Raw genomic sequence first — 21,886 nt, forward strand, 5'->3', positions numbered from 1 at the left:
AATTAAAAGAATGTATATACTGAAACTAAAAGGAGGCTGAGATATAAGTATTTCAGTCAATGATAAATCCGACCTATTAGGTGATTTCGCCTAATAGGTCGGATTTTTATTTGTTTTCAATAGATTGGTTACTTCTGTATACCATTAGTAAACTTAGTGGAATGGAACGACCTTTTTTTCCAACTTAACTCTTTAATAAGTAACAAAGTCAATTAGATATCGTTCGTCTTTTCAGGATCGTTTATAAGTTATGTCCCATCCTCTATAGTAGGTACCTAAAGATTCTTCTACTATACTATTCTCGGTATCTATTCTAGTCCATTATTGCCCAATAAGCAGGCTTAAGATTATAATCCGGATCAAAGACAAACGGTGCATCTTTTCCAACACCATTATTATATTCCTCGGCACGGTCGTCTAGCCATGTATGATTATCTGCAATTCCCCAGAATGTCACGTTACTAATCTTATCTCCTAATCTCTCATACATTTCAAATAACTCATTATACCTGGCAGCTTGACGCTGGAACTCTTCTTCTGGAATTTCCTCATATGAAGGATAAGCTGGTCTTGGTGGCCAACCGTATAAGCTAACATCTAACTCAGTTATTTGATTATCCAGACCAAGAAGGGCGAAACGATTAATAGATTCCTCTGTTTCTGCAATAGAAGGCCAGCCTAATTGAATATGAGCTTGGTGGCCAACCCCGTCAATAGGGACTCTTTGGTCCAGCAACTCAACAACTAAATTGTATAAATGAGTCTTCTTGGGTTCTACCTCTGTATTGTAGTCGTTAATATACAGTTTTGCATCCTTTTTTGCATATTTTTTAGCGGTTTTAAATGCTACTTTAATATAATCTGTGCCCGTAATTTGATACCATGGGGATTCGCGCAGTTTCTGATCGTTAGAAGCATATTCGTCAATCACTTCATTTACAACATCCCAAGAGTCCACATCATGTTTATACCTCTTCACAATTGTTTTTATATGTTTTTCTAAACGCTGTAATAAAAGTTTCTTATTTTTCTCCCGCTGTTTTGGATTGGTTTCCTCTATCATGCTATTCCCTTTCTTATCAATAAAGAACCAATCAGGTACCTGACTATGCCATACAAGGGTATGAAAACGAACATCCATATCATTTTTCTTGGCGAATTTCACAATTTTATCAGCTTCTTTAAAATTGAATTTCCCCTCTTCTGGTTGGATGGATATTGGCTTCATTACGTTCTCTGCAACAATACTGTTATAGTGACGTTTTAATACATCACCACTCTTGCCCTTTAATTGATCGGGTTCAACAGCAGCCCCAATCGTAAAAGAATCTTCGTACCTTTCATATAAAGGGGAAGCTTTTAAAGCACTTAATGGCTTAGCACTGGCAATATCAGTGGAAAAGACAGGAGTTACAAGAGCAATAGCTAATCCGAAACTAAGAAACTTACGTGCTAATTTGTTGGTCATATTCTAATCTCCTTTTCGATTTAATTAGAAAGCGGTTACATAGCTGTGTTAAAGTTTATTATAAAAGCATTCAACTTAGTAAGTCTATAAAACAAACTAAGTTGATGGAAAAATAGGACATAAATCATGATAAGGATAATATATTACCGATTAAATCAGGGACTAAATACATCATTGTATTCATCTAGCCAACATCTATCATAATCTCTTTACCTCTCATTTCAACCTATCTGATCTAATCCGGAGTTTCAATTTTGTGACGACATCAAATAAAGTGAGGGTTTATAAAAATCTAGGTCAGATGAAATCTGATTATGATGAAATGTTTATAGCCGGAAGATCTTACTCTATGAGAATAGGTCTTTTTGTAATGTTATGGATAGATTTCTATTATAGCGAATGGACCTATTCTAATAGATAAAAGAGGATAATTTCCTCATTAATCCCTAAAGTAAATAGCAAAAAAAGTCTTGATCACTAGCTAAATATCCTGCCTTTTTTGTTATGAATTAGTCAAAAAGACCTATTTTTAATTAGGTAAATTCAAATTCCCAAAAAATATGCTAGTCATTTAGAATGATTTTTTGGATTTTTTATAAAATATTTGTCATTTGAGGTTAAAATTGTAAAAAGTATGGGTATATTTGTAAATGCTGAGGATGTTGTGCCATTTTTCTGGTTTCTTATACAAAAGTAGCAGTGTGCCTTTCTCTCAGTACCCATACTTAGAAAAAATATAAGGAAAATGAAAAGGAGTGTTTAGTTAATGTCAGGACAAATTCGTATGACCCCAGAGCAACTGAAACAAAGAGCAAAAATGTATGGAAACAGCTCGCAGCAAATCGAGCAAATTTTAAGGGATTTAACAAATGTCCAAAGAGACTTGGCTGCTGAGTGGGAAGGTCAAGCATTCGGTAAGTTTGATGAACAATTTAATCAGCTTGCTCCAAAGGTTCAAAATTTTGCGACCCTTTTACAGGAGATTAATACTCAATTGGATAACACAGCTGAAGCTGTTAGACAACATGACGAGCAATTGGCTAGAAACTTCGGTCTTCAATAAGTTGTTTCCAGTATTTTTATGATTCCTGGGTGCAAAGGCCACGCTTATATTTGTGTGGCTTTTGCTCATCTAATAGGATCCTATCTTTATAGAAAGATAAAATGATTAGACATTGTACATAAAAGAAATAATCAGGGGTGTTGGCATGAATAAGATAGAAAAGGGATTTTTGCTGTTTCTTGCATTAATCATTGCATTAACGGGAGCTATCTCATACCTTGGCTTGGTCCAAACTTCACAGATTGATGAAAAAAAAGCAGAGGAAAAAATGACGATTGCCCTTGTAAATGAGGACGAGGGGTCCATTTTAAATGAAAGAAAATATGATTTTGGCAGTGAATTTGTTAAAAGTATAGAAAAAGAGAATACTCATAATTGGTATGTTGTCAGTCGTGGAGTAGCGGAAAGTGGTATTAAACGAAATGCGTATAATATGATGATTGTTATTCCCAATGACTTTACTGAAAAAGCACTCAGTATAGATTCTAAATCTCCAGAAAAAGTGACACTGAATTATAAGATTAATGCCTCGGAAAATACAATTATTAAAGAAAAGGCGGAGAAAACTGCCAGCTCAATTTTAAATAATTTTAATAAACAAATCATAGATGTTTATTTTGCAAGTGTAATCGGAAATCTGCAGGAAGCGCAGGACAATGTTAAAAAAGTAGTGGACCAAGAAGAACATTATACAGGCATTTTTAATCGCTCTATTCATAACCCTCTCAGCAATTATACCTCACAGTTTGATGTAATTCAGAGTGGAGCCGTAGCCTCAAAAACAAGTTTTGAAGGACTAGAAGAAATCCTTGCATCATTTGAGGATACCCTCGGAAATGGCGTACAAGCTAACCAGACCTACTATGATCAATACACGCAATTCGCACAATTGAATGAAACAAATGGCACGATGGCAGCTGATTTTGGAAATCAATTAAGTCAATTAGACCAAACCATGAACAGCGGGGATGTCATTGCTCAATTTACAAATTTAGTATCAGCTAACCAAAAGATTAACGATCAGTTCAAGCAGGATGAAATGAATGCAGCTGCCAATATACTGACAGAGTCAACAGCTATCAAGAACCATTTGGCTAGCACTCAAGAGCAGTTGGGGATTTTTAATGATGAATTACTAGCTACATTAAATACAGAGGATGAAAAACTAAAACAGCAAGTAAAAGAAGATTTGAGTAAAACAATTAAAGAAAACTCTAATGAGACAGTAAGTATGTCCACTTTCTTTGATGTGCCCAATTCGAATATGCAAGCAGCCATCGCAAATCAAATTCTGAGAATACCAACATTAGATGCCGGACAAATTGACGATTTAACATTAGATGATGAGGCATCAAAGCAATTGAAAGATATTATTTATATAACTAATAAATATATATCTGAGTTTAATCCTACCCCTAACCCATCAAGTGGAAACCTTCCATTAATTGATAAGATCAATTCAATTAAGGATGATTTAAGACAAAATGGTATTACATTAACGGATGAAGTTGAGATACCTGCCAATCGAAAAAAAGATCAGAAATTCACTATTACCTTGCCGGATGGGTTTTCACTGGAGACGTTAACTCTCAAATTACCGGGTAGATTTCCAAAAAATTATTCACCGGGCGAGGATGGCAGTGTTTATTTGCCAAGATCTATTAAAGGCACTTTTAAAGTAAAAATGGATGTTAAATTAAGAGGCGATGCAGATAAGATTGATATTTTTCAGCCGATTAAATGGAAATGGAAAATTGCCCAAGAGGATGCAAATGGCGGTGAGGATGAGCCGGAAACGGAAGCACCGGAGAATCCTGAACCAGCACCTGATGAACCTATTGAGTCAGCTCCCGATACTGAAATACCGGGTACTCCACCAGCTGAACAACCGGCTGAATCTGCTTCATTAAATATCATTCAAACCACTGCTGTGAAAGGGAAAGAAGAACAAGCAGAACAAAGTACTGATGAGAAAAGCAATGCTCCTGATGCAATAGAAGATACCACAACTGACCCAACTGCAGGCGATGGTAATACAGAACCTGGAACAGGCATTGACCCAGCACCAGGTGACCAGCCAAGTACTGTCCCAACACCGGATGACAAACCGGGTATTGACCCGGTACCAGGTAACCAACCAGGTACTGACCCACCATCTGGTGATCAGCCAGACACTGATCCAACACCAGGTCAACCAGACAATGATCCTGAACCAACACCGGAGCCAGTCTTAATTGAAAATAATACGATTTCTCATGAGATATTGTCACCAATAAAAACCATTAATACGAGTACCTTAATTAAAAGCGTCAATGAGTCACTAAAAGAATATTATCGTTTAGCCAAGCTTTATGATATTTACTTTGGTATTAGCGGAAATGAAACAAATTGGTTATCGACTGGCGAAAATCTTAAAGATCGTGCAACACCAGATTCACTCTATTACCTGTTCAACAAACAGGATCTAGTTGATGTTTTATCTGGCTATATGTCACAACAGATTTTATCAGAAGTGAAAAGAGAAACAGCGGAACTGAAAGCCAAAATCGACTCTTACCTTGCAATTGTTGACGAGGCTGGCAAAAATTCCGAGCAGCTTGCTGATTCAATCGCAAAAACAATGGCTGAAGCCGAAGTATTAAATGATTCACTATCCAAAACACTTACTGATGTAGAGAAGTGGAGAGAGCAGAGTTTGAATTTGCTTGATAATCAATCCACTATTATATCCAAACAGGGTGAAGAGCAGAATATGGTCCTTACTCTTGATGATGCTCTTCAATCATTATTGGACATGAGCGAGTCACTGGTAACGCAATCAAGGGGAAATAAAGAATCAGCTGATGGTGTTTATCAGACCTTTGATGATTTAGAAAAAGATGCAAAAGACATTCAAGTGAGTGGTGTAACTCTTGTAAAAAATGCGGATAACTTGCTTGGTGATATGTCCGAAAAAGTATCAGATGATAAAAACTTTGCGCAAAACTTTGCGGGTGTTCTTGCCAATTCACGGATTGGAGATCGCCAAAATGAAGATTTACTTAAATTCCTTGCTAATCCTGTTCAAACGAAAAATGGCGGAATTATCACAATTGAAGAGACATTTCATCCGTATTTTATGGTTTTGATCTGTTTCATAGTGGCTTTGTTCTCAGCTTATGTCCTATCAAACAATGAGAAAAAGCGACTTTCAAAAGACTCATTTGAGACAGAACGAGCTTTGTGGAGCAGTAATCTACCAATCACACTGTTGACTGCTGGAGTGGGCTTGGTTGAAGGACTTTTGATTAGTTTGCTATCCGGCTATTTCTTAAATATGTCGCAGAGTTATTTTATTCAGTGGATCGGTTTGGTCACGCTCGTTATGCTTTCAATGACCGTAATTGCTACCTATCTGTTAAGACAGCTGAAAATGGCAGGAATGTTTATTTTGCTAGCTCTGTTCAGTATGTATCTGTTTTTTGCGGACGCGCTTGGATTGCATTTTGATAAATTATCTGCTGCTGCTAAATTGAAGGAGTTTTCTCCATTGCAGCATATAGAACAGTTACTTGTCGCCTTTTCAAAGGGATCTGATTTAAATATATGGGTCATTATTAGTTTGATAGCAGGAATCGTACTGGGAATTGCTTTGAATTTATTTGTGGTAAACAAATTCTCAGGAAACAGGGAGGTAGAGGATCCTGAATCGATTAAAGCTAGTTAATTACTGTTTTATCCTCATTTCCGGATTAATTCTGGTTGCGGGTGTTCCTGTACAAGCTGAAGGGGACCTGGATCATGATGGAAATATGAATGTAAAACAGGACAGAATTAGTCAGGATGATGAACCAGTAAAAAAAGATTCGAAGCAATATGAGGAAAACGAATTGGAAAAAAGGATTCCGGGTCTGTTCAAAGAACAAACCCGGAAGACAATCCAAGAAAATCAAATGAAATTAGAAAAAGAAAAGGAAGATCTGAAGGACTCTTTATTTATTTTAGAAGTGGAAGCAAATAAAGCTTTTAATGAAACAAAGGTCTCTTTGTTTAACGAAAGTTATGAAGTACCTATTATAGCGGCTGAGGATGAAGAAAAGGATAAAAAGATTGGACCGACCCTGCTGGCTTCTCTCTCAGCAATTGTCTTATTCATTTGTGGCGGAATATACACGGTAGTTAAAAACATGATGAGTTGAGAGGAGATGCAGTGTTGCCTGGTGTTACTCATATTAACGTAACAGTCGATTTTACTAAAAAACAGTTTGGACGATATGATTTGAGAATTCCTGTTCATCAACCGGTAAAACAGTTACTGGCTAATTTAACGGAAACGTTGGAAATTAATGTTGAAAATGAAGGTTTATATACGTTAAAAGTACCTGCAAAGTCATTGTTGTTAACGGATGATGACCGATTATCTGATTATCCAGTTACAGATGGTGATATATTGGTAGTTTTATAAAAAACAGGTCGTTAAAGGAGTTAAAGGACATGCAAGAAAAAGAAATTCATATGGAGTCCAATACTTTTCATTTTACTATTCTGGATGATCGCTGGGCATTGAGAATGCCAAAATCGCAAACACGCGTGAAAGATATACGCCATCTTTCGCTGCTGACAGAGAATAGGGATTATTTTATACCAGCACAGGTAGATGAGGATGATGATACATATACATTTTTTTATACTTTGAAACAGGGGGACAAACATTGGAAGGATGTACAGGCCTTAAATCGGACTGATAAATTGCGTTTGTTATGTAATCTAGCGCGTTTACATAAATTCCTTTCTACGAGAATTACATTTTTCATGCACCCGGATAATCTTATTTGGGATGATAATTTGATGCCATCTATTATTCATCGCGGAATCAGGGATTTAGTGCCACCATTTGAGGTGGACGAAGCGTCATTCTTTCAGCAGTATAAGTGTTTAGCGGTTGCCATGTTTTCAAAAAAGTTTAATTTTGATGAGCTTTATACAGGATCTATACATAATGCAACAGATACTGATTTTGAGAAACAAATATCTGGGGCAGAGCATTTGGAGGCGTTAATAACCCTGCTGGAGGCAAATTATATAAAAGAAAAAGCAGAATCTGAAAAAAATTTGCAGCTGGTACCCCGAAAAAAGTTCCGTTTATTTAAACAATTATCATTCTCCATGATTGCGGTGGCTGTCATTTTAATCATTCCGCTGATCTATCTGTTTTTTAATAGATTACCGGAGCAAAATCATTTACTGCAGGCACATACTTATTTTTTAACAAATGACTATGGGAATGTAATTTCTGAGCTGGAGAGCAATGAACCAGAGGATTTACCATACTCCGCAAAATATATATTGGCCTATTCTTATATTCAGACAGAAAAAAAGATGTTAAGCCCGGAGCAAAAGGAAGTCATCATGAAAAACATCAGCATGAAGAGTGATGAAAATTATTTATTATATTGGGTTTATAACGGACGTGGAAATTTTACTGAATCTATGGATTTGGCCATGTATGTGGATGACCCGACATTAATATTGTATGGGCTTCTTCAACAAATTGAAGCAGCTAAGAATGATCCTGACCTTAGCGGGACCGAACGTGAGGAAAAGATACAAAAATATGAGGAACAATTAAACGAATATGCAGAGAAAAGTGGACTTGATCCTCAGAGTGTGACCAATGATGATCCTGTAGAAGAGGCAACACCTGTAGACAGCTCTATTCCTGTGGAAGAAGCACAACCTATGGAAGAGAAAGTTCCTAGTGAGGAGAAGCAACCGGTTAATAAGGAAGAAAATGAAAAAACTCCAGAGAAGGAAGCAAGCAAAACCGACAAGGCTGATAATAATGCAAAAGATTAATTGGATAACGATTGAATGTCAATCGTAGAGTATCCAATTCATTTTTATTTGTAAGTAGAGAGGGAGAGATAGATGGCACAACGATTATTACTGATGTCCTACAAAGAACAATTGCATAAATGCCACTTATCGGAGGAAGTACCTCAGAAAATCACGCTGGGGAATGATGGCGGTCATACGATTACTTGTGCAGGAATGATGGATACAAAGTGTATAGATTGGGATGGTCAATCATGCTGGTTGGATGGGCGACAATTGCAGCTGGATGAGCATCTAATCCTGGCGGATGAGGGGGATGGGAAGATCTCTATGAGACTGATAGATCTATCTAATCCGATTTTCTATGATACATCTAGCCGAACCAGTTTTTCAATAGGGCCCAAAGACTATGATGATATTCAAATCAGTGGGGGATCGAGCGAGGTTATCCTTCACCGGGATAAAGTGATTAACCCTTTTAGGATAAGTATAATGAAAGGCTCGGTTTATCATAACTTTACAAAAGCAGATGGAGAAATCACCCTTGAGGATGGCGATCAGCTTTATATAGAAGGGATGTTAATCAAATTAGGCAAGAACGCGATTGAGATAATTGGTCATGATGTAATTCAAGCAGCAAAATTAGTGCGTTTATTTGAACAACCTTTAAGTTACTCACCTGACTATCCAGATTACCACCGTTCACCGCGAATTATCTACAGGGAACCGGAGGATAAACGGCAAATAGCCAGACCCTCTCCTAAACCGCGGAAGCCAAGTGAACAAATAGCCCGTATCATTGTACCGCCGATTGTCATGGTTGCTGCATGTGTAATCGTATCGATGTTTAATGGAAGCGGAATTTATTTGATCGTCATGCTTTCTATGACAATTGTAACCGTTATTTTTTCCATTACTTCATATATTAAGAGCTTAAAAGACTACCGAGCCGAAACAAAGGAGCGGGATGTCAGTTACCGAGATTATTTGAAAAATAAAACCAAGGAATTGTATGAAGCGAGTAATAACCAGCGTCATGCATTGAATTATCATTATCCAAGCATTGAACAAATAAGAGACATGGCTGTGAATGTCAATTCAAGAATCTATGAAAAAAACATGTTTCATCATGATTTTTTAATGTATCGAGTTGGAATCGGTAATGTGAAGACTAGCTTTGAGGTCGAGTTAAGCGTAGAGGAATTCATACAGGAAAAGGACGAGTTAATGGACGAAGCACGCAAGCTCCGTTCACAGTATGAAGAAATCAAGGGTGTACCGTTGATCACTTCCCTGATGAATGGACCGGTTGGATATATCGGGCAGCGGCATCTCGTTGTCGAGCAGCTTCAATTGCTCGTTATGCAAACAGCCCTTTTTCAAAGTTATCATGATGTGCAGTTTATCACCATATTCCCTGAGGAAGAAAAGGATCAATGGAATTGGATGCGCTGGCTGCCCCATGCAAGCATTCAGGGAATTAATGTGAGAGGATTTGTTTACCATGAGCGCACCCGTGATCAAGTTTTAAATTCACTTTACCAAATCATTAAAGATCGAAAATTACAGGTGGATGAAAAGAATAACAATGAGAAAATCTACTTCTCCCCGCGATTCGTTGTGCTCATTACAGATGAAAAAATGGTGCTCGATCATTCTGTAATGGAGTATTTAAATGAAGATCCAAGCGATTTAGGGGTCTCTGTTGTATTTGTACAGGATGTTATGCAGTCATTGCCTGAGCATGTGACGACTGTTGTGGATATTAGGGATTCCATGACCGGGAATATCATTCTGGAAAAAGGTGAACTCGTTAACAGGCGCTTTCAACCAGATCATTTCCCTAAGGATTTTAATAAAGAAGATATGTCCAGGGCTCTTGCACCGCTCAACCATTTGCAAAACTTAAAGAATTCAATTCCGGAAGCAGTTACATTTCTTGAAATGTATGGTGTGGAGAAAGTGGAGGATTTGCAAATTCATCGGCGTTGGCAGGAAAACGAAACCTATAAAAGCCTGGCAGTACCACTGGGATTGCGTGGGAAAGAAGATATTGTCAATCTGAATTTGCATGAGAAGGCTCATGGTCCACATGGTCTTGTTGCAGGGACAACAGGTTCCGGTAAATCAGAAATTATACAATCCTATATTATCTCGCTGGCAGTTAATTTTCACCCATATGAAGTTGGCTTCTTGCTGATTGACTATAAGGGTGGAGGGATGGCCAATTTATTTAAAGATCTTCCTCACCTTATGGGAACAATCACGAATCTGGATGGAGCACAATCCATGCGTGCATTAGCCTCTATTAAAGCAGAATTACAAAAAAGACAGAGACTGTTTGGGATGCATGACGTCAACCATATTAATCAATATCAAAAGTTGTTCAAATTAGGTGAAGTACAAGAGCCGATGCCACATCTATTCTTAATTTCGGATGAATTTGCGGAGTTAAAATCAGAACAGCCAGAATTTATGAAGGAATTGGTATCCACTGCGCGTATCGGGCGTTCATTAGGAATCCATTTAATCTTGGCCACTCAGAAACCAAGCGGGGTAGTGGACGATCAAATTTGGTCCAACTCTAAATTTAAATTGGCACTTAAGGTCCAAAACAGCTCTGATTCCAATGAAATTCTTAAAACACCTGATGCGGCAGAAATAACTTTGCCAGGACGTGCCTATTTACAGGTTGGTAATAATGAAATCTATGAATTATTCCAAAGTGCATGGAGCGGTGCCAACTATACACCTGAAAAAACAGATGAAGATTGGATGGATGCGACCATCTACGCTATTAATGAACTCGGGCAATACGATATTATTTCTCAGGATTTAAGCGGGTTATCTAAAAAGACAGAGATTACTACTGTGCCGACCGAATTGGATGCCGTTGTGGATCATATCAGAGATTATGCCACTCGACATGATATTGAAGAGTTACCGAAGCCGTGGCTTCCTCCGTTAGAGGAGAAAATTTTCTTGTCTAATCTGCATCCACTGGACTATCGACAAACTTGGACAGAAGAGAAGAAACCGCTCGAAGTTACGTTTGGTTTCCTGGATATTCCTGAAATGCAGTCTCAGGAGCCGTTAAGGTTGAATCTTTCAAGGGATGGACATATTGCTGTATTCTCCAGTCCAGGTTTCGGCAAATCAACATTTTTACAAACGATTGCGATGGACCTGGCAAGGCAGCATAATCCAGAAAGGCTTCACATCTACTTAATTGATTTAGGTACTAATGGATTGCTTCCACTAAAGGATTTACCACATGCAGCAGATACGTTTATGGTTGATGAAGAGATTAAAATTGGAAAGCTTTTAAGACGCTTAGAGAAAGAGCTAAAAGAGAGAAAACGGAAACTCAGCCAATATGGAGTGGCAAATATACATATGTATGAGAGGGCGAGCGGAGAAGAAGTTCCAACCATTCTCATGCTGATTGATACATTTGACTCCATCGTGGACGCACCTTATCGCGAGGAAATGGAGAGAATTATTACACAGATTGCCAGGGAAGGCGTCAGTGTCGGTGTTCATATGGTTGTGAGCGCAGGGAGGCAAAATGTATTGCGTGCGCAAATACTGGCAAATATTAAGCATCAAATTCCTTTGTATTTAATTGATGAAACAGAGACAAGAAGTATTGTCGGAAAAACAGATTTAAAGATAGAGGAAATCCCAGGACGAGGCTTAGTTAAATTGGAACAACCTACTGCCTTTCAAACGGCTCTTCCTGTACGAGGTGAAGAAGCACTGGCAATCATTGAAGAGATACATAGGGAAAGTGCCGAGATGGTTAAAGGTTGGAGTGGAAGCCTGCCAATTCCAATTCCAATGGTTCCGGAGATTATGGAATTTGAAGCATTAATTCAAAAGAAACAATCAATGGAAATGCTCCAAAGAGGAGGAATCCCGTTTGCAGTTGATTTTGAAAATGTGGAACCAATTGAAATCGATGTCATAAAAGATTCGAATACATTAGTTCTCGGAGATATGATGGACTCGGTTGAAAATACATTCCTAACATTGCTATCAGGCATTCCGCGGAACAATGCCATTGATGTAGGCATGTTTGATAATGCCTCTAGCAGTTTTAGAAGATATCGAGATAGAGTGGATTTATATGCCGATCAAGCAGGAGAAATGGACTCCGTGACTGAAAAATTGCAGGAACTATTTGAAGCGAGAGAAGACGCATTCCGTCAGGCTCAGACAGCTGCAGGAGGAAATATTACGAGGAAAGAATTCTTGAATACGCTCCGTCCGATGGTCATTTTGATTACAGATGCAGTCTTCGTAGTCGATACCATGTCGATGATGAATCAAACAACACTTGCCAAATTAATTGAAAACGGTGGAAGAGTTGGTATTTACTTTATCCTCGGTGCGGTCTTTGGAGCAATCGATAGAAAGTACGATGACATTATAACCATTATGAAAAAACAAAAAGTTGGTGTATTAATTGGCCGAATTACAGATCAAAACATCCTGGAAGTGATCAATCGACCATACCGTGAGCAAAACTTACTACCTTATGAGGCATATTTTATTAAGCACGGCAAAGCCGAGAAAATAAAAATTGCTGCTCCTTACCAAAAAAGAGAGGAAGTGAAGGTAAGTGTTTAATTGGTTGGTCAGAACACCGTCTGAAGGGAAAAGAGATGACTATGAGAGGTTATATACCAAATTGCAGGATGCTATATCGGATTTTGACAAGCATGTTTCTAAAGCCGATTCATCTTATGATTCCTATAATGGCTCGGTACCCAATCTTTCCAACTCGAAAATTCCATCCAATGATTTCGACACTAAAAGGGAAGAATTGAATGCTAAAGTACTGAAGTACTTTAACAATGATAAGGATAAAAGGAAGTCATTAGTTCGTGCCAAAGAGAAAGCGTATGATAAGTACCTCTATTATAAGCAGAAGGCAGCAGAAGAGGCGGAAGAACAGTTGAGGAGAGAAAAAGAGTTTTTGGAGGGATTATTTTAATGGGGAAAGTGATTATTCATGAAGATAAGCTTAATGAAGCCAAAACAGCTGCAAAAGCATTAGAGCAATCAATTGACCAAACCTATGAAACTTGTAAGCAGCTCCTCTCCTATGTAAACAAAGCGGAATGGAACGGTAAAGCCCGGGACTCCTTTTTAACCTATCTTGAGATCATCGAAAAGTACCATCAGGAGATGAAGGGGACCGTCAAGAAACAAACAAAAGCATTAAATAATCTGGACGGCTATCTGGATGATTTTCTGAAGGATAGCTCAGTGAAGGAAGTAAAAAATCTATGAGTGAAGAGACAACGAAAATATTTACAGCACCTGAGTTGTATTTATTGGCAGCAGCCTTCGGAGGAAAAGCTCTCTTTGGATTACCTGAGAAAGAAATCTATCAGCTAAAAGGGGATGGAGTCTTTCAGGAGGCCTATCAGAGATTAATAGACAAAGAAATCTTGACGACTGAAGGAAAAATTACTCGCGGCGGTGCATTTATTATACAAGCCGTAGAAATGTACCATCAAAGTAAAAAATATGTCCGAATTAATAATTTGATGTTCGCTTTTCAGGAAAAGAATCAGGATGAATTAATTTTATTAATTGAAATGGAAGAAAGCGAGCACTATCAGCTTCGCGTTCTTTCAAAGGCGATTGTATTGAAAATGTTAAGTGATGAAATTCCACTTATTTTGAGAGAGCCGAAGGATGAAGAAAAGAAATTTCAGCAAAAGGAATTACTGCATCAGGAACGACATGAGGTGGAAGAGTATGAACCGGAAAGTATGTTTATGAATCTTGAACTCTTTCATTTAGAGGAAGAGCCAAAAAACAAATTTAACCCGAAATACTACCAGCAATGGTTTATCTTTAAGAAGGATGAAAAGCTAATTATGGTGGATATCATCAACAAGAAATATTATCATGCCAGTCAATATTGGTTTTTAAAGATGTTGTTTGATGAAATGGACTTCCCGTATAAGAGGAGTGAAGAATATGCCTAATGTACAAATGAGTGATGGTGGCGGAGGCTCCAGTCAGATGGTTCTGATGAATCCGGATGAGTTGATGGAAGTAATCACCTACTTAAACGAAATTTTCACAGAAATTGAAACCAGGGCTTTACCTAATATTGAAAAACTCGGAAGCGTCAAATTTTATACGGATGGAAAAGCAAAAGAGGCCATGGAAGTATATGCAGAGGCGAATATAAAAATACAGGATTTATTTGATCATTATTACCGGGCCTCCTCACTAGTATTCGATATTCTTAATACCATGATTCAGACAGATTCAGCCTTGGCCGAGCAAATATGGGCAAAATTCGGGGGATAGTTTATGGATGTTAAATATATACCATCCGACTGGAAAAAATGTATCTTGGTTTAAAAATTGAGATATAGGAATAATTTGGATCATTTAAAAATGGAATGGATTCATTTTGGACTGAATGGTTGGATTTTTATAAATGATAGGGTACGGGTGAACTAAGATAAAAAGCGATTAATTAGCCTTAATGAACATGCAGTTAATAATCTAAAATAAGTTATCCAGCCATATGGCTGGATAACTTCAGCTAGCCCCTATGCAAGAAAGAAGCAATTGTAAAAATTTGAGTATTCTTATAGATATATTTCAGAATTTACTATATTATGAATATATTAAAATAAGTAAGCGCTTTAATAAAGGCTATATAAAAATATAAGTTTTAGTTTTATAAGCGTTTATTCCTTTTTTTAATAATTTCATGTTATTTATCTAACACAAGGGGTGTTCATAATGATCGTTAAGGATTTCTTTATTGCTCTTTCAGAAAATCAATTCTTAAACCGTACAGCTCAAAAATACGGATTGAAAATGGGTGCGCAAACCGTGGTTGCCGGTACAAATATAGATGAAACAATTGAAAGTATAAAAGAGTTAAATAAGTATGGAATTTCTTGTACGGTTGATAACCTTGGGGAGTTTGTCGATGACAGAGAAGAGGCTGTGAATGCAAAGAATCAAATCCTTCAAGTCATTGATGCCATTCATGAAAATGAAGTTGATGCTCATATCTCATTAAAACCATCTCAATTGGGATTGGATATAGAAATGGATTTCTGTCGAGACATTCTCTTAGAAATTGTTGAAGCAGCTTCAAAATATGATATTTTTATAAATATTGATATGGAGAATTATTCACGACTTCAAGCTTCCTTTGATATGTTAGATGATATCTCAGAAAAATATGAAAATGTTGGAACAGTTATTCAAGCATATTTTTATCGTGCTGAACATGATATACAAAAATATAAAAACTTTCGGCTCCGTATTGTAAAAGGCGCCTATAAGGAACCGGCCGAATTGGCTTACCAAACAAAAGCAGAAATTGATAAAAATTATATTAATTTAATTGAATACCATCTATTAAATGGAAAGTTTACCTCGATTGCTACACATGATCACAACGTAATAAACCATGTAAAGAAATTTGTAAAAGAACATCAAATTCCAACTGAAAAATTTGAATTCCAAATGCTATACGGCTTCCGTTCAGATATGCAGATTGAGTTGGCTAAAGAGGGATATCAATTTTGTACATATGTTCCTTTTGGAACGGATTGGTACGGTTATTTTATGAGACGTTTAGCTGAAAGACCTCAAAACATTAGCCTTGTAACAAAACAAGTTTTCACGAAAAAAACCAATACTGTTCTTGCCATAACAGCAGGTGCTTTTTTACTTGGGAGATTATCTAAAAAATAAATAAGTATGAAACAGTCACTACCCAAACAAAGGCTAGTGGCTTTATTTAATTAATCTATTTTTCTGATATATTACTAAAATATTACAAAAGAAAAAGAATTGTAATATAATAGGAGTTAGACAAAGATTTATAAAGGAAGAGTAAAGAATGCGTAATTTTGCAATAATCTTGGTTACTATTGTGCTATCCATAACCGTAATGAGCTGGGTCAAACCGACTTCCAGTTTGGCTGACAAAACGAATGATCAATCTGGGCATCCAGAACTGAACATAGTTACATATGAAAGGACCGTAAAAAAAGTGCCTAAAAGATTAAATGGTAAAGAGAGAAAAGTAGTTTATTTAACAATTGATGACGGTCCAAGTCTTTATACAAAGGATTTAATTGCTATACTCGATCAATTTGAAATACCTGCTACTCATTTTTTGATCGGAAATAATATAAAGAAATACCCGGATATGGCGAAGGAATATGTCAACCGAGGAGATTATATCGGAATGCACTCAATGAGCCATGATTATAATAGATTGTACAAAAAGGGGAAAATTGTAGACGAAGTGATGGAAACGCAACAATTGATCAAAGAACAGGTAAATATTTTGCCGATTTTATTCAGGTGTCCATATGGATCATCTCCAGGGTTAAATAAGAAATTGCGAGATCAAGCTGCACACGCAGGGTTAAAAATGTGGGATTGGACAATCGATTCAAAAGATTGGAAGCTGCAAGAGAATCCTTCAAAAATTAAAGGAGAAATTCTGAAGCAATTAAATGAATCTGAAGAAATTATCTTGATTCATGAAAAGAAAGGTACCATTGAGGCATTGCCAGGAATAATTAAAAGTATAAAGGAAGCGGGCTACGAATTTGAAAGATACGAAGAGTCAAAACACTTTCCGGCAAACTTCCATAAAGATAAGAGATTATAAAGTCGAGGAATCGTATGATTAGAAAGAAAATAGGTATATATCTAGCTATAATTGTAATCACTATGGTAATGGCTGTTTTAATTCTGCCAGTAATACAAAAGTATGATGAAAAATATTTAAAGGTTCATAATCAAGTCGCATGGGATTTTAAGTCTAATATGAATTATGGCGAGCTTTTTAATACCGAAAATAATAAGCTGCAATCCCTATACGAAATGACAGTAAAGAATGGAGCAGATAATCTAAAAAAGGCTGAAAACCAAATAAGTAAGGCTGAAGAGACAATCAATCAGTGTAAACTAATGGTTGACGAGGACAAATCATTGGTAGAAAACCAATTAATACAAATTAAGGAATCAGAGGAACTACTGAGTAAAATAGATCAAAAAGTAAATAAAGAAACGTATATGAGTCTCCATAACTCATTGATTAAACTGTTAAATACATATAATCTAGCCCTTGATCAATATGAAGAAGTACTTAGCTTGGAGCAAAAGATTTACTCAGCGTTAAAAGCGGAAAAGGATTTAAAAGAAATAACCGCTATTATAGATGAAGCAAATCAATCATCCGGTGAATTATCAGGTATAATCAAGGATTTAAACGGCTATATAGTATCCTACAATAAGCTACAAATCTAATTCAGACATCTCCCATTGATTTGCAGTTAAACTCTTGAAATGGTTCACTTGTATAATTGGAATCTATTAAAGAGCGAATGGGAAAGACGAATAGTCTTTAAATAAGTAAAAAATTGGTGCTTGAAAATTTTTTACCTAACATGGTAATATGTTTAAATCAGTGTGTAGAGATATTGGTGTAGTCGATATGCCAAAAATATATGTCTTGTTGATACGTCTGCCATCTGAATTTTTCATTTTCGGAGGGTATATATGCATAGAGAAGATAGGTTGCCACAAAACGCAAGAGAAGGCATATTATTTATGCTCATCATTTCAATCATCTCAGTAAATACGATTGCACCAATTATTATGGGATTGGAACGTGGTTTCAGTAAAGAAAATTATCTTGAAACCTTAAAGATCATTCCAATTATGTGGATCATTGTGGTTTTATTGGTGAGATTCGTAGCTGGACCTGTGGTTGGTAAAATAATGCCTAAATTCATAGGTAAAACAGATGGATTCAATGCAAGAGTTTTAATGAATACATTTTTCAATGTAACTGTTCTATCCGTCCTTTTAACCATTATCGGCACATGGGTTGGCTCAAAACAAATCAGCCTAGAACCAATTCAAAATTTCTTCTTGAGCTGGTTTAGGAATTTCGGTGTGGCATTTTGGATTGAATTAATAGTAGCGCAGCCGATTGCTAGATTTGTAATGAAGAAAATCCATAAGAGAAAAGTGAATAAAGCAGAGACAGTTAAATTATAAGGCCTGTGAGATTCTCAGAGATTTTTAGATAAAGCTGTAAAATAATGAAGTTCAACCAGAACAAGACTGGTTGAACTTTTTATTTTGCAACTTTATTTTATTTGCATGACTACTTTTGATGGAGGTTAAAAGGCTGGGTTATTCTACCAGGATGATGAATATTCGTATTTTATAATAGGTCCTTGTGAAGGTACTGAACAATTAAAAGGATAATATGTACTAATTTGTAAGAATATTCTATATAATAGATATGGAGGCGGAATTCTGCTTATCAGAGTTATTATTTATATAGAGAAGAGGTGAAGGGTTCAGTGTCTAATGAGAATGAGTATTTATTAGATAACGAACAAAGTGTTTCCAAAAAGAAAAGACATCCCGGGGAACCGACGGCAGCTTTTAAAGGTGCTACCTGGGCGGCATTATTAGTTGGGGTTGTTGCTTATCTAATAGGGTTATTTAATGCATCTATGGAATTAAATGAAAAAGGGTATTATTTTGCAGTATTAGTATTTGGACTTTATTCAGCAGTATCATTACAAAAAGCGGTTAGAGATCGAGATGAGGATATACCTGTGACAGCCATCTATTATGGAATTAGCTGGTTTGCTCTAATTGTTGCTATCGCCTTAATGGGCATCGGCCTTTATAATGCGGGAAGTATTGATCTAAGTGAAAAAGGATTTTATGGTATGTCATTTGTCTTAAGCGTATTCGCTGCCATAACTGTTCAAAAAAATATTAGGGATACACAGAGGGCTAAAGAACAAGACTGATTCATTTGTGCAGTAAAAAGCAGATGTTTCTTTCAATTCAAAGGGCTATCTAGAAACGGCCCCCAAAAGTCAGATTTCAATTCTAACTTTCGGAGGCCATTTAAATTTTTGGGTAGGAAATACACTTTCTTTTATGGAATTTAATCATGGTCAATAATTAGAAGGAGTGGAAGAATGGAAGGACTGGTAAAGAGAATTGATACCGTATTTTTAGAGGTAAGTGATTTAGACTACTCGATTAAATGGTATTTAGAAAAATTAAGATTAACTATGAGGTGGAATCGCAATGGGTATGCTGCCTTCACAATAGGAGAAACCTCATTAATCCTTGTTCAATCAACAGACATCCATTTCTGGTTATCATATTTTCACCTCGCCTATCATTATATTTAAAAAAAATGTATATGTCATTTGGGAATAAACAAGAAAGAGTATCACACAAAATGAAGCGTAGAAGGAATGAGAAAGTGAACATAATTACTCACCAATGGGTGGGCACAGATGAAGAGATAGCAGGAATGATACTAAAATCTATTAAGTTTAGTTTGGTTTAAAAAAAGAAGAAAAAAACGGGGTGTAGTATAATGGAATGAATAAACCAAAAGGTAGTGGAAATTAATCCAAAACCTTTAGCATTTCAGTGATTCTTCTTTTCATCTCTTCTAAGTCATGTTCCTTTTCTACGATTGTTTCTCCATCTTCAGAATAGAAATCTGCAAAATTTTGTCCTTTATACCGCGGAACTACATGCATATGAAAATGTGTTAATTCATCAAATACTCCACCGTTCTGACAGACTGTAATACCATCAGGATTAAACAAGATTTTTATCACTTTTGATAGCCTCTTTGCTGCCATCATCACGGAGCTTGCCGTATGTTCGTCAAATTCATCAAAGTATCGAACATGTTTTTTAGGTAAAATCAAAACATGTCCTTCATTATAAGGATCAATATCTAAAATACAACAAACATAATCATCTTCAAAAACTACATGAACATTTTCTTCTTTATGTGCTAATTTACAGCCTAAACAATTCATTACAGCTCCCCCTTTATTAAATTATATACTTAATTAAAAAAGTGAAGAGGGGAATTTTAGGAATAATAGAATAAAGGTATTGATAATAGATCGGTAAGGGAGGTGGAATCTTGAAGATTACGACCAAGGTTGCCCTATATATCGGGTTATCCTTATTGCTTCTCATCGTCCTCTATATGTATGAACTTAAACGACAAACCGACTCACCTGGAAAAGAAGGGACGATTATCATTAGCAAAGGTGATACTGTTTTCATTGTGCTGGATCCAGGTTTTGAGAATCAGGACGTGGATTTATCAATCCGGGAGATACTCGTCAAATATAAAGACGTTGGTCGTCTATCCATCCATCAAAGTGATTATAGAGGTGAACTAAAAAACGGACAAAGGGTGAAAGTATGGATAAGCCAAGGTATGGAATCCTATCCCCCAATCTTTAAAGCAATAAAACTGGAGAGATTGTAGGGATATATTCATTTATTACATTAAAATCCCCGCGCCATAAATGGAACGGGGATTTTAATGTTTTATACTGCTTTTTCTTCTTTTTCAGCTATTGAATTTATCCGATTGATTTCAGGAGCATGGTGCTTAGATTTAATCCAGGACCAGCCAATTGCTGCGAGTAAAATAAATCCGACATAACCCATGATTGGATATACAGTGTTTACCAATGTAGTAAACCCAGCAAAGCTAAGACCAAAACCAATTGCTCCGACAATCACAACTGAAGGATGAAATAAGCGTCCTTTAGGAATGATCCTCACTGTGAATGCATAAAACATTCCCACGCATGTATTGTAAATCATAGCTAATAGAATAATAGATAGCAGGTTCCCAATTAAAGGTGAAATACTATTAGCTAAAAATAAAGTAGGCATTTCTACAATTTGCATATTAGCCATATCAGTCATCATACCTATGTTAATCAGAAGCATGAGTACACCAAGCAGGATACCGCCCATGATTCCGCCAATAGCTGCCTGTTTTTTATTTTTAAACGTACCGCTAATAACAGATAGCATAGAGAAACCGACAGCAACATTAAAGGATACATAAAGTAATGCGGACATGAACCAATTTGAAGCCGCTGCTTTGTCTAAATCAACATTACGCTCTATGTCTATTGGAGTGATTCCATTTTTAATTAGGGCGTATCCTGATATAAAAATCATAATAACTAATAAAAATGGTGTGATTGAGCTAATGATAGAGATGATTTTTTCTACCTTCAATAGCATGGTCAGGACGGTAATAACCGTCATAAACAGTGAGCCCCAAATGGCAGAAATCCCAAATTGTTCTTCAACAATTGATCCTGCGCCCGCTATCATAATTACACCAACGCCAAATAAAAAGAACGATAAAATTATATCCAGTGCTTGACCAAGAAAACGTCCGCAGAGAACCTCGATGATTTCTTTATGTGAGGTGGCTTGCATATGGCTGCCCAGTTGAGAAAGTTGCATGGCAATAAAGGAAAATAAGACAGTTGCCAGCAAAATGGCAGGTATACTGTAAAAGCCGAAATTCGTGAAAAACTGCATGATTTCCTGGCCGGAGCCAAATCCCGCTCCAACAATGACTCCTACAAATGCACCTGCTAGGTATAAACTTTGTTTCATTTTATCAGTCCTCTTTTATGGTAGTT

General features: G+C 36.6%; 20 protein-coding genes. 17 read left to right on the forward strand and 3 right to left on the reverse strand.

Going from position 1 to position 21,886, the window contains the following annotated elements:
• Positions 1-313: 313 nt before the first annotated feature.
• Positions 314-1,468: an endo-1,4-beta-xylanase gene (locus AC4D4A_RS12295; RefSeq protein ID WP_490996173.1), complete on the reverse strand. Its 1,155-nt coding sequence runs from the start codon at positions 1,466-1,468 to the stop codon at positions 314-316.
• Positions 1,469-2,234: 766 nt separating this feature from the next.
• On the opposite strand from AC4D4A_RS12295, the gene AC4D4A_RS12300 reads away from it, so the two are divergent.
• The 16 genes from AC4D4A_RS12300 to AC4D4A_RS12375 all read left to right on the forward strand — a co-directional run bounded on the left by AC4D4A_RS12300 (position 2,235) and on the right by AC4D4A_RS12375 (position 19,588).
• A complete protein-coding gene (locus AC4D4A_RS12300; RefSeq protein WP_490996174.1) occupies positions 2,235-2,531 on the forward strand; it encodes a WXG100 family type VII secretion target in 297 nt (98 codons plus the stop codon).
• A gap of 145 nt (positions 2,532-2,676) precedes the next feature.
• Complete coding sequence (gene esaA / locus AC4D4A_RS12305) at positions 2,677-6,237, forward strand: type VII secretion protein EsaA (RefSeq protein WP_490996175.1); 3,561 nt, start codon at positions 2,677-2,679, stop codon at positions 6,235-6,237.
• Between the two features lie 31 nt (positions 6,238-6,268).
• The gene (gene essA / locus AC4D4A_RS12310) at positions 6,269-6,709 is read left to right on the forward strand and encodes a type VII secretion protein EssA (protein ID WP_490996324.1); all 441 of its coding nucleotides are present in this window, start codon (positions 6,269-6,271) and stop codon (positions 6,707-6,709) included.
• 14 nt (positions 6,710-6,723) lie between these two features.
• A complete protein-coding gene (locus AC4D4A_RS12315; protein WP_490996176.1) occupies positions 6,724-6,975 on the forward strand; it encodes an EsaB/YukD family protein in 252 nt (83 codons plus the stop codon).
• Positions 6,976-7,004: 29 nt separating this feature from the next.
• Complete coding sequence (gene essB / locus AC4D4A_RS12320; RefSeq protein WP_490996177.1) at positions 7,005-8,366, forward strand: type VII secretion protein EssB; 1,362 nt, start codon at positions 7,005-7,007, stop codon at positions 8,364-8,366.
• 72 nt (positions 8,367-8,438) lie between these two features.
• Positions 8,439-12,977 carry a type VII secretion protein EssC gene (gene essC / locus AC4D4A_RS12325; RefSeq protein ID WP_490996178.1) on the forward strand — a complete coding sequence of 1,513 codons (4,539 nt, stop codon included), beginning with the start codon at positions 8,439-8,441 and terminating at the stop codon, positions 12,975-12,977.
• Positions 12,970-13,344, forward strand: coding sequence for a hypothetical protein (locus AC4D4A_RS12330; RefSeq protein WP_490996179.1), 375 nt, complete (start codon positions 12,970-12,972; stop codon positions 13,342-13,344). Before essC ends, AC4D4A_RS12330 begins: the two co-directional genes overlap by 8 nt.
• Complete coding sequence (locus AC4D4A_RS12335) at positions 13,344-13,643, forward strand: WXG100 family type VII secretion target (RefSeq protein WP_490996180.1); 300 nt, start codon at positions 13,344-13,346, stop codon at positions 13,641-13,643. Before AC4D4A_RS12330 ends, AC4D4A_RS12335 begins: the two co-directional genes overlap by 1 nt.
• The gene (locus AC4D4A_RS12340; RefSeq protein ID WP_490996181.1) at positions 13,640-14,350 is read left to right on the forward strand and encodes a DUF5081 family protein; all 711 of its coding nucleotides are present in this window, start codon (positions 13,640-13,642) and stop codon (positions 14,348-14,350) included. Before AC4D4A_RS12335 ends, AC4D4A_RS12340 begins: the two co-directional genes overlap by 4 nt.
• Positions 14,343-14,681: a hypothetical protein gene (locus AC4D4A_RS12345; protein ID WP_490996182.1), complete on the forward strand. Its 339-nt coding sequence runs from the start codon at positions 14,343-14,345 to the stop codon at positions 14,679-14,681. Before AC4D4A_RS12340 ends, AC4D4A_RS12345 begins: the two co-directional genes overlap by 8 nt.
• 444 nt (positions 14,682-15,125) lie before the next feature.
• The gene (locus AC4D4A_RS12350) at positions 15,126-16,094 is read left to right on the forward strand and encodes a proline dehydrogenase family protein (RefSeq protein ID WP_490996183.1); all 969 of its coding nucleotides are present in this window, start codon (positions 15,126-15,128) and stop codon (positions 16,092-16,094) included.
• Positions 16,095-16,242: 148 nt separating this feature from the next.
• Positions 16,243-17,025, forward strand: coding sequence for a polysaccharide deacetylase family protein (locus tag AC4D4A_RS12355; protein ID WP_490996184.1), 783 nt, complete (start codon positions 16,243-16,245; stop codon positions 17,023-17,025).
• Positions 17,026-17,039: 14 nt separating this feature from the next.
• Entirely contained in the window at positions 17,040-17,666 is a 627-nt protein-coding gene (locus AC4D4A_RS12360) for a YkyA family protein (protein WP_490996185.1), read from the forward strand.
• Between the two features lie 252 nt (positions 17,667-17,918).
• Entirely contained in the window at positions 17,919-18,422 is a 504-nt protein-coding gene (locus tag AC4D4A_RS12365; RefSeq protein WP_490996186.1) for a DUF2798 domain-containing protein, read from the forward strand.
• A 311-nt stretch (positions 18,423-18,733) separates the two neighbouring features.
• The gene (gene yiaA, locus AC4D4A_RS12370; protein ID WP_490996187.1) at positions 18,734-19,195 is read left to right on the forward strand and encodes an inner membrane protein YiaA; all 462 of its coding nucleotides are present in this window, start codon (positions 18,734-18,736) and stop codon (positions 19,193-19,195) included.
• Positions 19,196-19,369: 174 nt separating this feature from the next.
• Positions 19,370-19,588 carry a VOC family protein gene (locus tag AC4D4A_RS12375; protein WP_490996188.1) on the forward strand — a complete coding sequence of 73 codons (219 nt, stop codon included), beginning with the start codon at positions 19,370-19,372 and terminating at the stop codon, positions 19,586-19,588.
• A 222-nt stretch (positions 19,589-19,810) separates the two neighbouring features.
• Here AC4D4A_RS12375 and AC4D4A_RS12380 read toward each other — a convergent pair whose 3' ends face one another.
• On the reverse strand, positions 19,811-20,236 hold the full coding sequence (locus AC4D4A_RS12380; RefSeq protein WP_490996189.1) for an HIT family protein: 426 nt from the start codon (positions 20,234-20,236) through the stop codon (positions 19,811-19,813).
• 110 nt (positions 20,237-20,346) lie between these two features.
• Here AC4D4A_RS12380 and AC4D4A_RS12385 point away from each other — a divergent pair, with 110 nt between their 5' ends.
• Positions 20,347-20,700: a DUF3221 domain-containing protein gene (locus AC4D4A_RS12385; RefSeq protein ID WP_490996190.1), complete on the forward strand. Its 354-nt coding sequence runs from the start codon at positions 20,347-20,349 to the stop codon at positions 20,698-20,700.
• A gap of 62 nt (positions 20,701-20,762) precedes the next feature.
• Here the strand turns inward: AC4D4A_RS12385 and AC4D4A_RS12390 are convergent, their stop codons facing one another.
• Entirely contained in the window at positions 20,763-21,860 is a 1,098-nt protein-coding gene (locus tag AC4D4A_RS12390; protein ID WP_490996191.1) for a YkvI family membrane protein, read from the reverse strand.
• Between the last annotated feature and the right edge of the window lie 26 nt (positions 21,861-21,886).

The sequence above is a fragment of the Pradoshia sp. Z5_111 genome, assembly GCF_058267535.1.

Bases quoted from the DNA above. Each gene is read 5' to 3' on its own strand.
- AC4D4A_RS12360 (WP_490996185.1), top strand. From the start codon at position 17,040: ATGATTAGAAAGAAAATAGGTATATATCTAGCTATAATTGTAATCACT.
- AC4D4A_RS12350 (WP_490996183.1), top strand. From the start codon at position 15,126: ATGATCGTTAAGGATTTCTTTATTGCTCTTTCAGAAAATCAATTCTTA.
- AC4D4A_RS12295 (WP_490996173.1), bottom strand. From the start codon at position 1,468: ATGACCAACAAATTAGCACGTAAGTTTCTTAGTTTCGGATTAGCTATT.
- AC4D4A_RS12380 (WP_490996189.1), bottom strand. From the start codon at position 20,236: ATGAATTGTTTAGGCTGTAAATTAGCACATAAAGAAGAAAATGTTCAT.
- essB (WP_490996177.1), top strand. From the start codon at position 7,005: ATGCAAGAAAAAGAAATTCATATGGAGTCCAATACTTTTCATTTTACT.
- AC4D4A_RS12335 (WP_490996180.1), top strand. From the start codon at position 13,344: ATGGGGAAAGTGATTATTCATGAAGATAAGCTTAATGAAGCCAAAACA.
- AC4D4A_RS12365 (WP_490996186.1), top strand. From the start codon at position 17,919: ATGCATAGAGAAGATAGGTTGCCACAAAACGCAAGAGAAGGCATATTA.
- AC4D4A_RS12340 (WP_490996181.1), top strand. From the start codon at position 13,640: ATGAGTGAAGAGACAACGAAAATATTTACAGCACCTGAGTTGTATTTA.
- AC4D4A_RS12355 (WP_490996184.1), top strand. From the start codon at position 16,243: ATGCGTAATTTTGCAATAATCTTGGTTACTATTGTGCTATCCATAACC.
- esaA (WP_490996175.1), top strand. From the start codon at position 2,677: ATGAATAAGATAGAAAAGGGATTTTTGCTGTTTCTTGCATTAATCATT.
- essC (WP_490996178.1), top strand. From the start codon at position 8,439: ATGGCACAACGATTATTACTGATGTCCTACAAAGAACAATTGCATAAA.
- AC4D4A_RS12345 (WP_490996182.1), top strand. From the start codon at position 14,343: ATGCCTAATGTACAAATGAGTGATGGTGGCGGAGGCTCCAGTCAGATG.
- AC4D4A_RS12375 (WP_490996188.1), top strand. From the start codon at position 19,370: ATGGAAGGACTGGTAAAGAGAATTGATACCGTATTTTTAGAGGTAAGT.
- AC4D4A_RS12300 (WP_490996174.1), top strand. From the start codon at position 2,235: ATGTCAGGACAAATTCGTATGACCCCAGAGCAACTGAAACAAAGAGCA.
- AC4D4A_RS12390 (WP_490996191.1), bottom strand. From the start codon at position 21,860: ATGAAACAAAGTTTATACCTAGCAGGTGCATTTGTAGGAGTCATTGTT.